The organism is Mycobacterium vicinigordonae, assembly GCF_013466425.1.
GTDB classification, from domain to species: Bacteria; Actinomycetota; Actinomycetes; order Mycobacteriales; family Mycobacteriaceae; genus Mycobacterium; species Mycobacterium vicinigordonae.
The window spans coordinates 214,360-228,642 of sequence record NZ_CP059165.1 but is presented as its reverse complement, the minus strand read 5'-3'; the positions used below and the strand labels follow the sequence as shown (position 1 = coordinate 228,642).

The window sequence follows — 14,283 nt, the reverse complement described above, 5'->3', positions numbered from 1 at the left end:
ATCCGCCCAGTATCCCCTCCCATATCGATCCGACGACGGGCTGGCCCCGTCCTCAGCGCACAATCTCTCGATGTCCGGCGTCCAACCGCCGCGTCCAGCCCCGCGCGTCCAGGTGTTCCAGCAGCGGTATCGCGACCCGCCGGGTGGTGTCCAGGGCCTGACGCGCCTCGCTGGTGGTGAAGGGCTGGTCGAGCCGAGCGAGCTGCCGCATCGCCAGCGCGGGCGCCGTCGGCAACAGCACCACGCCGTCGCGCAGCCGCAGCACCCGCCCGGCGCGTTCGGCGGCGGCCAACTCACGCGCGCCGAGCCGCAACGCCTGCAGCTCGTAGGCTTCCGGCGCCCGGAACGGGGCGGCTCGAAGCTGCGCCTCCACCTGGCAGACGGCTGCCTCGGCGCTACCGAGGTCGCGTCCGGTGCCGGGTGCGCGGATGTGGCCGCCGCGTTGCTCTAGTCCCGCGTCGCCCACCACCGCGTCGAGCAGCACCTCGTCCGGAAGACCAAGCAGGTCGCGCGCGGCACCTCGAGATAGGCCGTCCGCCAACGGATCCCGCGTGTGCAGCTCATCGACAGCAGCCTTCAGTCGGGACTGCCACGCGTCGTACGTTGCAGCATGCACCCACCACTCGTCGAACACCCTCACCCCGTCCGGCACCGCATCGGTTGGCAGCCCCAGCCCGCTCAGATGACGTGCCCGCACCGCGCCACGCCGTGCCACCTCCAGTGCGGGTTCGCCTTCGGGCGTCATCGTGACTAGGGCCGCCGCCCGGCGGGCGCTGTCCCCGCGGCGGCGCAACGAGGGCGGGTCGGCGTCGAGCACCTGGGCACCGCCGAGCACCCGATGGGTGCCGGGGTCACGCAACACCAACCTGTCGCCGAGCACCAACGGCAGCCGACGATCGAGAGTGAGTCGCCCGTGGTCGTCGCCGAACGGTCGCAACCGAGCCGGCACCGCCGCCGTACCCACATGCACGACAAGATGCGACGTGGTTTCGGTCCACGAGCCGCCGGTGGTTCGCCGCACATCCAGAACGCGGGTGGCCGGCCAGGCGTTCGGGGTGACCAGCGCGTCGCCGCGGCGGACCTTCTCCCGCGCGACGCCACGCAGGTTCAGCGCCGCCCGCACGACCGGAGCCAGCGCGGGGTACGGCTCGCCGCGGGATTGCAGACCGCGAATCGCCACATCTCTTTTGCGTTGTGCACCAAGTAGTTCCAAGCTCTCCCCGACTGCCAGCGAGCCCGCCGAGAGTGTCCCGGTCACGACGGTGCCCGCCCCGGTGATGGTGAATGATCGATCCACCCAGAGTCGCACCCGTGCGGCAGCATCGGGTTGGGGCACCTCGGCCAACACGGTATCCAGAGTGGCGCGCAACTCGGGCAACCCGGTACCTTGCACTGCCGACACGACGACACCCGGCACGTCGCGCAGGCCGGTCTCGGCGAGCTCCGCACGGGTCTGCGCTAGGACATCGTCGGCGCGTTCGGGTGCTCGGTCGGCGCGAGTGACCACGATGAGACCGTGCCGGATATTTAGCGCGGCAATCGCATCGCGGTGATCGCTGGACTGCGCTCGCCAGCCCTCGTCGGCGGCGACGACGAAGCAGACCACCGGAGCAGCACCGAGTCCGGCCAGCGTGTTGGCCAGGAATCGCTGGTGGCCGGGGACGTCGACAAATGCCACCTGCCGGCGGGACGGCAGGGTAGTCCAGGCGAAGCCGAGGTCGATGGTCAGCCCACGACGCTTTTCCTCTTCCCATCGGTCGGGCTCCATGCCGGTCAATGCGCGGATCAGGGTGCTCTTGCCGTGGTCTACGTGTCCGGCCGTTGCGACGACATGAGTGCTCAGTGGTCTGCGCCTAACGCCGCGCGCACGGCCGCCAGCAACCGATCGTCGTCGGACTCGGGTATGCAGCGCAGATCCAGCAGGCACGCGCCGTCGTGGACGCGCGGCAGCACTGCCGGCACGCCGGTACGCAAGGCCGCTGCCACCTTTTCCGGCAGGCGGACGGCCCAACCCGGTAGGGGCACTCCGGGAGCGCCGCCGCCACCGACCCGACCGTCATGCGCGATGACGGAGGCGCCGACCGCGTCGGCAAGCCGTTGGGCGCGGGCGCGCAGCGCGGCCGGATCGGCGTGCAGGGCCTGGGCCACCGGCGAGGTGCCCGAGCGGACCGTGGCTTCCAGGGCCGCCAGGGTGAGTTTGTCAGCGCGGACGGCACGGGCCAGTGGGTGTCGTGCCAGCCGGGTCACCACGTCCGCGCGACCCAGTACGACTCCGGCTTGCGGGCCGCCGAGTAATTTGTCGCCGCTAGCGGTGACGACGTCGGCACCCTGCGAGAGCGAGGTGGCGGCGTCAGGCTCGTCAGGCAGAACGGGGTCGGGGGCCAACAGACCGCTGCCCAGATCGCTGATCAGCGGGATTTGGTTGGCGGTGGTCACCTCGCGCAGTTCGGCGAGGGAGACGGCGGCGGTGAAGCCCTCGACCCGGAAGTTGCTCTGGTGCACCTTCAGCACGCAGCCGGTCTGTGGCCCGATGGCGTCCGCGTAGTCCTGCAGATGTGTGCGGTTGGTGGTGCCGACTTCGCGCAAGCGGGCTCCGGTCGAGGCGATCAGGTCGGGCAGCCGAAAGCCAGCGCCGATCTCGATCAGCTCGCCGCGGCTGACCACCACCTCTTTGCCGGCAGCCAGGGCGGTGGTCGCCAGGACCAGCGCGGCGGCGCCATTGTTGACAACGAGCGCTTCTTCGGCGGCGGGACAGGCGTCGAGCAGCGCCTGCCGGGTCGAGGTGCCGCGTTTGGACCGGGCGCCGGTGGCGAGGTCAAGTTCGACGTCGACGTAGGCGCTGGCCGCCACGAGTGCTTCGACGGCGCTGGGGGAGAGCGGGGCTCGGCCCAGGTTGGTGTGCACGACGACGCCGGTGGCGTTGAGGACCGGGGTCAGCGATGTCGTGGTGCGGCTGGTCACGGATTCGACGACGACGTCCTGCACCTGGTCGGGCGCTAGGTCACCGCGGCGGACCCGATCTTGAACATCGCGCACGAGTGACCGTACTATGTTGTCGCCCAATCTATTTCGGGCCACTTGCAGTTGCGGGAGTGCCATCAGCTGATCGGTGCGTGGGATCAGCCGGCGCGGGTCGAGCTGTGTCACTTGCTTTCTCGGCCTCCTCGGCTTGGCGGAGGCGGACGAGAATCGAACTCGCCAGACCGAGATACTCGACCTCACCGGTTTTGAAGACCGGGGGGACCACCAGGAACCCAAACGCCTCCACCGTTAAACCTAGCGTGACGACGATGCGGTCCGCGCGAGAGGACCGCTGAGGAGTCACGCCATCAGACCCCGCGTGACGACGATGCGGTCCGCGCGAGAGGACCGCTGAGGAGTCACGCCGCCAGACCCCGCGTGACGACGATGCGGTCCGCGCGAGAGGACCGCTGAGGAGTCACGCCGCCAGACGAGCTATCTCGTAGGCTCTGAATCATGGACCCATCGCGGCTCACCGAGTACGCGCACGGTGGCGGCTGTGCCTGCAAAATTCCGCCCGGCGAGCTCGAAGAAGCGGTGCGCGGTCTCCTGGGGCAAACCGGCCCCAATGTGCTAGTCGGTCTCGACGCCGGGGACGACGCGGCCGCCGTCCGCGTCGGCGATCTCGCCATTCTGTCCACGGCCGACTTCTTCACCCCGGTCGTCGACAACGCCTACGACTGGGGCCGCATCGCCGCGGCCAACGCCCTGTCCGACATCTACGCGATGGGCGGACGACCGGTGGTGGCGATCAACCTGATCGGCTGGCCCCGCGACGTGCTGCCACTGGAACTGATGACCGAAGTGCTGCGCGGTGGACAGGCCATCTCCACCGAAGCCCACTGTCCGGTGATCGGCGGCCACTCCATCGACGACCCGGAACCCAAATACGGCATGGCCGTAACGGGCGTCGCCGATCCAGACAAGCTGTTGCGCAATGACGCCGCCGAGCCTGGCCTGCCGCTCACGCTCACCAAACCGATCGGCGTCGGCCTGCTCAACAACCGCCACAAGCAGACCGGCGAGATCTGCCAGGAAGCGATCGATACCATGACCCGGCTCAATCGTGACGCCGCCGCGGCAGCCACCGCGGCGGGCCTGAAAGCGGCCACCGATGTCACCGGTTTCGGGCTGCTCGGGCACCTGCACAAGATGTGCCGCGCCTCGAAGGTCGGAGCCCTCGTCCACCGCGACGCCATCCCGGTTATCGCCGCGGCACGCGAGGCACTGCGGGATGGCTTCGTCTCCGGAGGGACGCGACGCAACCTCGACTGGGTGCGCCCGCACCTGAGACCCGGGGCTGACGTCACCGAGGACGACCTGCTGCTCTTGGCCGACGCGCAAACCTCGGGTGGACTGCTGGTCGTTGGAGAATTACCCGGTCATCCGGTCATCGGCCACACCACCGCGGGACCCGGTATCGAAATCCGCTGATCGACCGCGCACCGAACAGGACTGAAGGAGTCAGCCCGCGGTCGTGATCGAGTCGTCAGTGATTCCCGCGGCCCGCCGCGCCGCCAGCCGCCGCTTCTGCGGCTCGATGACGTACCGCGGATCGCGGGCCGACTCCTTGCCCGCCTCAAAGACACCAAATCGGGTGAGGGCCGATGCCGTCAGCAACGCCAGCCCGCTGAGGGCGGCCGCGGCGCGATTCCGACCGCCGAGCAGCGTCCCCACTCCGCCCGCGACCGCCAGTCGTTCGCTCCACCGAAGCATTTCGCCGGGGTGACCGTGGTGCAGCGGCTCGACCAACACCGGGTCCATCCGTCGTTCCATCAGCTTCATCGCCACCACGTCGCCGATCACTCCGAGCACGGCCAGCCTGCGTGCCGGGCCGGTCTCGGCGACCGGGGTGGTGATCATCGCCAGACCAGATGCAGCCAGGCTGGCCGAGCTCACGAACACGAACGGCAGATCCTTGTGCATGGCGTTCCAGGTAGGTGTCGCGGTGTCGGCGAGCAGCACCGCCGTGTACACCGCAAGTGGCGGCGCGAACACCGCAGCCTCCAAACCCGCCGGGCCCTCCACCGCCCGCAGCACCGGCCGCAGCGGCCCCAGCGGCAAGCGGTCCCCGCTCATCCGATCCACCTCGGCCACCGCCGCGACACCAATGCCCGCGCTGAACGCGCTGAGAATCCACGAGCCCAAACTCATCGGCGACGTCAGCTTGACGGTGCGCATCATGTTCCCAAACCGCTCCGGCCGGCCCAAGTCCTTGACCAATGCGAGGGCGCCGATCCCGGCGGCGGCCAGTGCGGATAGCCGCGCGTTGCGCCGTAGGGTCGGCCGCCCGGTCAATTGGGCGCCGGCCGCCAGCAGACCGGATCCACCGGCCACACCACCGAGGAACAGGTACGCAGCAACCTCGTGTTCCCACGGCGCCGGTTTGACGACGGGCCGCCCGTAGTAGCTGGTGAACTCCGCCTCGGGCACCATCAGCGTCTCGTCGCGGCGCCGCCGCCCACCCCTGCCGCGTCGGCGCCGTCGCCCCCCGGCGGGTTCCGGCGGTCGCAGGCTGTCGTACTCCGACGTGCTCAACCCGCCTCACCTCCCCCGCAAGAATGCGAGCCCGGCCGCGGCAACCATCCCCGCCGCGGCCAGGCCCGCCCGTTTGAACATCTGCATCAGGTCCGCAGTACACACCCTGGGGTCGGGCGGTAGGCCGTAGACCTCGGGCTCGTCGAGCAGCAGGAAGATCGAGCCGGTCCCGCCGACCCCGTCGAGCTCGTTGGCGCCGTACAGCCGGGCTTCGGTCAGCCCCCGCGCGTGCAACTCAGCGACACGCTCGCGCGCCTGCACTACCAGGTCATCGTGGTCGCCGAACTTAATCGACGTCGTCGGACAAGTCTTGGCGCAAGCCGGTATCTCGTCCTCGAGCAACCGGTCGTAGCAGAGCGTGCATTTCTGCGCGACACCAGTAACGAATTCATGTGCCGGACGCTCGGACCGCTTAGCCGGCGTGGTGTAGGTGCCGTCGCTGCGGCGCTCGACGACACCGAAGGGGCACCCCGCCACGCAGGTTCCGCACCCGTTGCAGACATCCTGCTGGACGACGACCGTGCCGAACTCGGTGCGGAACAACGCACCTGTCGGGCACACATCCAGGCAACCGGCGTGGGTGCAGTGTTTGCACACATCCGAAGCCATCAGCCAACGGAATTCCGGGGTGTTCGGGGGTGTGGTGTGCAACGGTTCGGGCGGGTTTCCCGCACCGCCCGGCATGGCTGGCATCCCCAAACTCACCAGTGCCGCCCCGGTTTCACGCGCTTGCTCGATCTGTTCGCGTCCCTGCTCGATGAAGGCCACATGCCGCCAGGTGCTCGCGCCCAGTTGGCCGGTGTTGTCGTAGGACGAGCCCAGCAGTTCTAGGTCGCCGTCGAGGGGGTTACGGTTCCACTCCTTGCACGCCACCTCGCACGCCTTGCAGCCGATGCAGATCGAGGTGTCGGTGAAAAATCCCTTGCGCGGTTTGGGATCTGGCCACCGGGCATCGCCGGTGGGGTCGGTCGGTCCGGCCAGTTGCCCCATCAGACCTCCCGGTTCCGTTCGGTGAGTCGAACGTTGTCTGTCTCGACGGTAACTCCCGCACGCGACTGGTACTCCTCGATGAGCCAGAGCAGTTCTTCGCCCTGCGGTTTCCGACCCGGGCGGATGTCGCAGGAGCCGGCCTTGGATTCCTGGATCTGCACGTTGGGATCCAGTGTCACGCCCAGTAGGTCGTTGGCCGCGTCGCCACTCACGACGGCGTCGCTGCCCACTCCCCAGTGATATGGCAGGCCGATCTGGTGGATCGTATGACCACCGATCAGCAGCGGTGTCATCCTTTCTGTGACAAGCACTTTAGCCTCGATTGCGGCGCGCGGCGAGATGATGGTGGCCCAGCCGTAGGGTTCCAGACCGCGTTCGGCGGCCAGCTCCGGTGATACCTCGCAGAACATCTCGGGTTGCAGCTCGGCCAGGTAGGGCAACCAGCGGCTCATGCCGCCGGCGGTGTGGTGTTCGGTGAGACGGTAGGTGGTGAACACATACGGGTAGACGTCGGAACCTGGTTCGCCGGCACTGGGTGCCCACAGATTGTCCTTGCGCGGGAACATGATTCGCGACGGGTTCTGCTGCTGAGGGTAGAGCGCGTTGGCAACCGGCGACTCTTGCGGCTCGTAGTGGGTGGGCAGTGGTCCGTCTACCAGGCCCTTTGGCGCAAACAACCAGCCCTTGCCGTCGGCCTGCATGACGAACGGGTCGTCGCCGGCCAGCCCGTCGGGACCGCCGATATCGGGATCCGGGCGGGCCGAGGGAGCGCGGTCGATCGGGAAGTCAGGCACGTCATCCCCGACCCAGCGGCCCTGCTGCTCGTCCCACCAGACCAGCTTCTTGCGTTCGCTCCACGGCTTGCCGTTTGGATCGGCCGAGGCGCGGTTGAAGAGGATGCGCCGGTCGGCGGGCCAGGCCCAACCCCACTCGGATTGGTTGGGTGTCGGGCCGCCGTGCGGTACCCGCCGGGCGGCTTTGTTGACACCGTCGGCGAACACACCGGAATAGATCCAGCAGCCGCAGGATGTGGAACCGTCGGCGCGCAGGTCGGTGAACCCCTCGACTGGATGGCCCCTCAGCGGCCCATCCAGGTGGTAGCCGTTGATCTCGGCCAGCACGGCTTCGCCGCTCGGCTCGCCGTGCTCGTCGAGGGGGTAGTCCCAGGTCAGATCCAGCAGCGGGCGGTCGCGTTCATCGGTAGAGCCGGCCAGCCGTTGCCGGATCCGGTTGCCCAGTTCGACGAAGAACTGGAGCTCGCTCTGGCAGTCGCCGGGCGGTTGGACGGCCTGGTGTCGCCATTGCACCAGCCGCTGGGTCTGCGTGAATGTCCCGGCCTTCTCGACGTGGGTGGCGGCGGGGAAGAAGAACACCTCGGTCTCGATGTCCTCGGTCTTGAGCTCACCCGTCGCGATCTCCGGGCCGTCTTTCCACCAGGTGGCCGACTCGATGAGGTTCAGGTCGCGCACCACAAGCCATTTCAGGTGCGCCATACCCAGGCGCTGCATGCGCCCGTGCGCGGAGCCGACGGCGGGGTTCTGGCCCAGGATGAAGTAGCCGTCGACCTCGTCCTCGAGCATCGACATGACGGTCTGGTAGGTGCCGTGGGGCCCGTCGATTCGGGGCAGGTAGGAGTAGGCGAAGTCGTTCTCCGCGGTCGCGGCGTCTCCCCACCACGCCTTGAGCAGGCTGACGATATAGGTGTCGGCGTTGGCCCAGTAGCCCTTCTGTGTCTTCGGTCCGGCCGCCTCGATGTAGTCCCGCAACGTGTTGTGGATACCGGCTTTTGGCATGGGCAGGTAGCCGGGCAGCAAGTTGAACAGCGTCGGGATATCGGTGGACCCCTGGATGGTGGCGTGGCCACGCAGCGCCATGATGCCGCTGCCCGGGCGTCCGACATTGCCCAGCAGCAGCTGCAAAATCGTTGAGGTACGGATGAATTGGGCCCCCAGCGAATGCTGGGTCCAGCCCACCGCATAGGCGAAGCAGGTGGTGCGTTCGCGGCCCGAGTTCTCGGTGATGGCGCGGGCGAGGTAGTTGAAGTCCTCGATACTGATTCCGCAGACATCACGCACCATCTCGGGGGTGTATCGGGCGTAGTGCCGCTTGAGGATCTGGAACACAGTCCGCGGGTGCTGCAGGGTCTCGTCGCGCAACACCCGGGCGTGCGGCAGCGGCGGGCCGCCCATGCCGTATGCGTCGCCCGCGGCACGCTCCGAGGCGCTGGCCCCGTGTTCGTGCTCGGCGTCTTCCTGTTCGGCGTAGGCCCAGGACGACGGGTCGTACTGTCCCGTCTCGGGGTCGAAGCCGGAGAACAGTCCGCCCAAATCCTCGGTGTCTCGATAGTTTTCATTAATCAAGGTCGCCGCGTTGGTGTAGGCGACCACGTATTCCTTGAACCACAGGTCGTTGGTGAGGATGTGGTTGATCAGCGCCCCCAGCAGTACCACGTCGGAGCCGGCGCGGATGGGAATGTGCTTGTCGGACACCGCCGATGTGCGAGTGAATCGGGGATCAACGTGAATCAGCAACGCGCCGCGGGCCTTTGCCTCCTCGACCCATTGGAAGCCGACGGGATGACACTCGGCCATGTTGGAGCCCTGGATGACGATGCAGTCCGCGTTGGCCATGTCTTGCAGTGACTGGGTGGCGCCGCCGCGCCCGAAGGAGGTTCCCAGACCGGGAACCGTGGCGGAGTGTCAAATACGCGCTTGGTTCTCGATCTGAATGGCGCCCGCGGCGGTGAAGAGTTTCTTGATGACGTAGTTCTCTTCGTTATCCAGCGTCGCACCGCCTAGAGCGGCGATCTTCATGGTCCGCCGCAGCGGATGCCCCTTCTTGTCGATGTCCTGCCACGCGTGGCGGCGAGCTTCGACGAAGCGGTCGGCGACCATATCAATAGCGGTGTCGACATCCAGCGACTGCCATTCGGTGGCCCGAGGCGCCCGGTAGAGCATCTTGATCTGCCGGCCCGGTGAGTTGACCAACTGCTCGCTGGCCGAACCTTTCGGGCACAGCCGACCCCGCGAGATGGGCGAATCGAGGTCACCTTCGATTTGCACCACCCGCTCGTCCTTGACGTACACCCGCTGCCCGCAGCCGACAGCGCAGTACGGGCAAACGCTTTGCACCACCCGGTCGGCGGTGCTGGTGCGCGGGGTAATGGACTGGGTGTGCTTGGAGGTAACTGCCGGGCCGCGACCGAACACATCTCCCGAACGAAACTGCCGGACGACGGGCCATTCCAGAAATAGACGCGAGACGCGGTTCTTGGGAGCCATATAGGAAGACTAGTTCCCCAATGCTGCGTTGACACCCGTGCCAGTCGGCAAAACTCGCTTCCGATGCGCACTGACGGCTTCGTCAGCTTTCGCCCTAAGCGGCAGTCCGTCAGTCACGCCTCTCCTCCACCGCCTCGATTACCGAGGTACCCCGACGTTGCAGCCACGTTGCGGATGAAACGCAATCCTCTATCTGGCGGCATTTGTTGGTAGTCCCGCACCGAGCGAACCCTTACTCCCACCGTCACCATCGTCACGATGTCGACGTCGGCCGACCAGCGGTCCGGCCGGGCGTCATTAACGGCGCTCTCCGCAATGACCCGGTGACCCATCTTCAGTCGCTTAAGCTATTGCTATTAAATATAGTGTCCCTCCTAGAAGCGATGGATAGGCGGCATGGCAACGCGGGAGCACGCACCTAACCCGACCAGCAAGCGCACGCGGCCCTACAGGTCGGAACTGCGCGCCCAGGCCGCAAGCCAAACGCGAACGACGATCTTGGATGCCGCGATGCGGCTCTTCCTCGAACGCGGTTACGGCAAGGTCACCATCAATGACATTGCCCAGCAAGCGGGCCTCGCCACGCCCACGGTCTATGCCAGCACGGGCGGCAAAGCGGCGATCCTCTCGACGCTGATCGGCGAACGCCAGTATGGCGATCCTGTCGTCGAGTCCACGCTCGAGGTCATCCGCAAGAGCCACACATCCGAAGAAGTCGTCGCCGCGATCGCAAGCGGTACCCGCGTGAATAACCAACGCTTTCATGATATTTCACAGGTAATGGTCACCGCGGCCGCTGTCGACGACGCGGCCGCCGAAATTCTCCAGCGATCCGACGAATGGTATCGAGGGGTACTGAGCCAGGGCGCCAGGCGCATGAAAAGCCTTCGGGGACTGCACAAGGGGATCGGCGAGAAGCGCGCCACCGATATTTTGTGGTATTTCTTCGGGCGCCAATCCTGGCACCTGCTTGTTTACGATCTGCGTTGGTCGTGGGACGCCACCGAGTCGTTTCTGAACGCCCAGGCCGCCACAGCCCTGATTCTCGACCGGTGTTGAGTCTGGCCCGCAGTGACTGGTCTACCGGGTCGATCTCCATCGTGGCTACCGGCTGCCGCCGTGTGGTTCCCGACGGTGCGCGGACGGGTTGGACGCCACGCTTCGACGACTAGGCACCACCCAGCACAGTTCGGAGTGGCAGGGGAACTGCCTCAAAGGAATGAATTCTCTTGAGTTAGGCCGATTTCGGGGAACGCGCCGAGTGCAAAGGTTTCGAGGTTGCCGACGCCGCTACCGCCGCCCACCGGATCGTCGACTTTTACCAGGAGGTCACGCAGTTGGTGCACCTTGCGCGCGGTCTCCGGTTTGTCGCAATCGGTGACGTGATTGCCTTCGACCCGTAGCTCCCCGACCCACTCGCCGTACACCCAATCGTTCCAGCCGTAGTAACCGGCAGTTCCGAGGTGAAATCCGCCGTCCCCAACGGCCGAAATATGCAGCGGCCGTTTGGTGCCGTCCGACTCAATGAGACTGATCGTGCCTTCGGTGAAACGACGGTTGTCGTCCCGGAAACGCAGATCTTGTTCGACTGCGGCGAACCGGCGCGAACCACCGTCCTGCTCTTGTTGTTCGGCCTGCGAGCGAATGGATTCGAAGCCCTGGCCCTTCTCGTGCTGGAGGAACACGAACAACGAGTACTTCGATCCGTCATCGCGGGTCATCGTCATCGGCAGCCAGGTCATAAACATCTGCCTGATCTTGCCGCCGCCGCGGGGTAAGCCGGGAATCGGCTTGCCCACCCCGGGCCGCAGGCCCCACGAGTGGTCTCGGATGGAAATCCACTCGTCGGGTTTGACCTCGATCCGTTCACCGTGCAGCGCGACCCAACCCGAAGCGACACCGATCTGGTGGTACCGCAACACATTATGCGTCACCCGGTAGCCGTCGGGGCTGCGGTCCGGCCACGGGTCTTCCAGCGCGGCGTCGAAGGAACCGCGCATCTCCACGTCGAATGCGATTGGCTGGTGCTCGTTTTCGTCCAGTTGCACTCGGATGGCGCGCAGCGGCTCGACAACGCTGTAGCGGATCGGCCCGACCGTCGTACCGGCGGAGTCCGACGCAAGCCGACGCCCGGCGCGCACCGTCCACTGCTCGGTGCCGCGGCACACGCCCGCCGCACCGTCGAACACACCACGGTTGGTGTATTTGCCTATCCCCAGCACGATCTGCAGAGAATTGTCGCGGGCGTGCGCAGTCGTCCAGATCTTCTCTGTCCACGAGGGATCCGATTGGCTGACCGAAGCGAAAGTGTCGACGATCTGGTGGGTGAGAAATTCATCCTCAGGCACCAGACTTCCATAGTTTGCGGACAGCAAGGCGTCACCCTTCACTTGATCACGTGCACCTGTACGTGCTGCGACGACAGCGGCCACCGCCCGAGATTCTGGGCCATCGGGTAGGGCCAGTGTGACATTTGTGCATGCTCATGTAAAGCTTGGGCACGCGCCCGGTCGCGTGACGCGCCGCGCCCTCAACGCTGCGCCGACTCCTCGCGGCAACCTGCGTGGTGCTGGCCCGCAGCGGGCGGTGGACATGTGCGATTACGTGGCACACGTGTGATGTCAATGAATGGTGTCGTCTAACTAGCTTGGGTCGGTCTGGGACGCGGAAGCGGGCGGCGGCCCGGCTCCAGTCCTGCCGCGTGACGCAACTCGGCGAGGAACCGCTCTGGATCTCCCGCGCCTAGAACGTAATGGCTCATCGCAATGCGGACGACTGCGCTCGCTGCAATATCGCTGTGTTCCCCGGGAATGATCTTGGCAATGGACCGTTGCAGCATGGGCATGGTGCGTCGCATCTGGTGCAGGACGTGTTCGGGCTCGACCTCAGCCAGCGAATGCAGTGAATACGACGTTTGGAATTCGACGATGAACACGAGAGCGGCGTCAAGGCGGTCGGCGCCGCTGAGACCCGCCATCGCCTTGGCGATACCTGCATCGAAGTTGTCTTGCTCGTAGAGCCCAAAAGCCTCAAGCAGCCCCTCTTTGGAGCCGAAGTAGCGGTAGATGGTGGGCCGTGAAACGTCAGCCTGCGCGGCAACCTCCGACAGCTGGAGTCGACGCCGACCACAACGCCCGAGAACGACGAATGTCGCGTCCAGAATCCGAATCCGAACTGACCGGTCGGGATCGATCGACACCGCGCTGAGCCTCCGCCCGTATTCGTTGACATCTGACGTGTCAAATGTCACCCCCAGCCGAGTGTATGCCAACACCCCACCAAGGCACGCCGGCACTTATCGTCACGCTGTACATCTGTGCGCCGATATGTAAATGTTCTGCCATGGCTGGCCTGAGTCTCGTGCAGCGCGACCTCGCCGCGGCTCAGGAGCAATTGAGCCGATGGTTTGCCGCCAAGTTCGGCTCGGCAGTCTCGTTGACTGATTTGAGTGTGGCAAATAAGGCCGGCGGGTTCTCTAGCGAGAGTCTGCTTGCATCCGTCGTCGACGCGGGCCGTCCGCGGGATTATGTGGTGCGCATTCCACCCGCGGGCGGTGGTATCTTCCCCGACTACGACCTCGAAGCACAGACTCGTACCCAGGAGTTGTTACGCAGCCATGGGGTCGCCACGCCTAGCCCTCTGATCTATGAGCCAGACCCCGCCTGGATCGGCTCCAAATTCCTGCTGATGTCGCGAATCGCGGGTCATATTCCGGGCGATATGAGCTACGCCCGCAAGGGCTGGCTCCACGACGCGCCGCCGAACATTCAGCGCTGCGCCCAAGACTCTTTCCTGACGACACTTGCTTATTTGCAATGCATTTCGTCGAGCGAAGCACCCTGGTTGCGCCGACCGACCGGCGTCGGCAACGAAGCCGAACTGGCCTGGTGGCGCGAGTTCGTGAAATGGGGCACTGACAATCACGTTCCAGACCTCATGCTCGCGGCGTTTGACTGGCTGTGGCGAAACCTGCCTGCAGACCCCGCCGAGCCGGGCGTCAGCTGGGGCGACGCCAGAATGTCCAACGCGATATTCGACGACTCCGGCAACATCGTGGGCGCGCTGGACTGGGAGCAGGCCTGCCTGTGCGCAGCCGAAGCCGACTTCGGCTGGTGGCTGGCTGCGCGGCGACAAATGCGCTCCGTCTTTGGAATCCAGTCCGACCCAGAGCTGCCTGGGTTCGATTCACGCGAGCGTGTCATCGGCCGCTATGAGGACATGATCGGACGACGACTGCGCCGTCTCGAGTGGTATGAGCATTTCGCTTCGGTCCGCCTCGGTTGCTGCACGCTGCGCATCCAAGTGCTACTGCGAGCGACCGGGCGGGGCGACCACTTCCTAGCTCGCGCGCCGCTGTTACCCGACTGGACCATCGAGGCGATCCGTGCCTGAGGTCCCTCGGTAGCGATCATCGCTGCCGCCCTCAAGTTCGTCGACGCCGGTCTGAGAAAAT

General features: G+C 66.0%; 11 protein-coding genes and 1 tRNA gene. 3 read left to right on the top strand and 9 right to left on the bottom strand.

Annotated features, from left to right (window positions below):
* Positions 1-52: 52 nt before the first annotated feature.
* The 3 genes from selB to H0P51_RS01035 form a co-directional block, all read right to left on the bottom strand.
* Positions 53-1,843 (bottom strand): selenocysteine-specific translation elongation factor, encoded by a 1,791-nt coding sequence (gene selB, locus H0P51_RS01045; RefSeq protein ID WP_180918653.1) that lies wholly within the window; start codon positions 1,841-1,843, stop codon positions 53-55.
* Positions 1,840-3,147, bottom strand: coding sequence for an L-seryl-tRNA(Sec) selenium transferase (gene selA / locus H0P51_RS01040; protein WP_180916243.1), 1,308 nt, complete (start codon positions 3,145-3,147; stop codon positions 1,840-1,842). The genes selB and selA overlap by 4 nt, the downstream gene beginning before the upstream one ends.
* Before the next feature lie 23 nt (positions 3,148-3,170).
* Positions 3,171-3,266 (bottom strand) — tRNA-Sec (locus tag H0P51_RS01035).
* Positions 3,267-3,477: 211 nt separating this feature from the next.
* Here H0P51_RS01035 and selD point away from each other — a divergent pair.
* Positions 3,478-4,455 (top strand): selenide, water dikinase SelD, encoded by a 978-nt coding sequence (gene selD / locus H0P51_RS01030; RefSeq protein WP_180916242.1) that lies wholly within the window; start codon positions 3,478-3,480, stop codon positions 4,453-4,455.
* 30 nt (positions 4,456-4,485) lie between these two features.
* On the opposite strand, the gene nrfD is transcribed toward selD, so the two are convergent.
* The 4 genes from nrfD to H0P51_RS01005 form a co-directional block, all read right to left on the bottom strand.
* Positions 4,486-5,559, bottom strand: coding sequence for an NrfD/PsrC family molybdoenzyme membrane anchor subunit (nrfD, locus tag H0P51_RS01025; protein ID WP_180916241.1), 1,074 nt, complete (start codon positions 5,557-5,559; stop codon positions 4,486-4,488).
* Between the two features lie 6 nt (positions 5,560-5,565).
* Entirely contained in the window at positions 5,566-6,549 is a 984-nt protein-coding gene (locus tag H0P51_RS01020; RefSeq protein ID WP_180916240.1) for a 4Fe-4S dicluster domain-containing protein, read from the bottom strand.
* Positions 6,549-9,830, bottom strand: coding sequence for a formate dehydrogenase (fdh, locus tag H0P51_RS01015; protein ID WP_246398304.1), 3,282 nt, complete (start codon positions 9,828-9,830; stop codon positions 6,549-6,551). The genes H0P51_RS01020 and fdh overlap by 1 nt, the downstream gene beginning before the upstream one ends.
* A 113-nt stretch (positions 9,831-9,943) precedes the next feature.
* Positions 9,944-10,162, bottom strand: coding sequence for a hypothetical protein (locus H0P51_RS01005; protein ID WP_180916237.1), 219 nt, complete (start codon positions 10,160-10,162; stop codon positions 9,944-9,946).
* Positions 10,163-10,226: 64 nt separating this feature from the next.
* On the opposite strand from H0P51_RS01005, the gene H0P51_RS01000 reads away from it, so the two are divergent.
* Positions 10,227-10,889 (top strand): TetR/AcrR family transcriptional regulator, encoded by a 663-nt coding sequence (locus H0P51_RS01000; protein ID WP_180916236.1) that lies wholly within the window; start codon positions 10,227-10,229, stop codon positions 10,887-10,889.
* A 152-nt stretch (positions 10,890-11,041) separates the two neighbouring features.
* On the opposite strand, the gene H0P51_RS00995 is transcribed toward H0P51_RS01000, so the two are convergent.
* Both H0P51_RS00995 and H0P51_RS00990 read right to left on the bottom strand, forming a co-directional pair.
* Complete coding sequence (locus H0P51_RS00995) at positions 11,042-12,178, bottom strand: Rv3169 family protein (RefSeq protein WP_246398303.1); 1,137 nt, start codon at positions 12,176-12,178, stop codon at positions 11,042-11,044.
* Positions 12,179-12,468: 290 nt separating this feature from the next.
* Entirely contained in the window at positions 12,469-13,080 is a 612-nt protein-coding gene (locus H0P51_RS00990; RefSeq protein ID WP_246398302.1) for a TetR/AcrR family transcriptional regulator, read from the bottom strand.
* A 92-nt stretch (positions 13,081-13,172) separates the two neighbouring features.
* On the opposite strand from H0P51_RS00990, the gene H0P51_RS00985 reads away from it, so the two are divergent.
* The gene (locus tag H0P51_RS00985) at positions 13,173-14,222 is read left to right on the top strand and encodes a phosphotransferase family protein (protein ID WP_180916235.1); all 1,050 of its coding nucleotides are present in this window, start codon (positions 13,173-13,175) and stop codon (positions 14,220-14,222) included.
* Positions 14,223-14,283 lie beyond the last annotated feature (61 nt).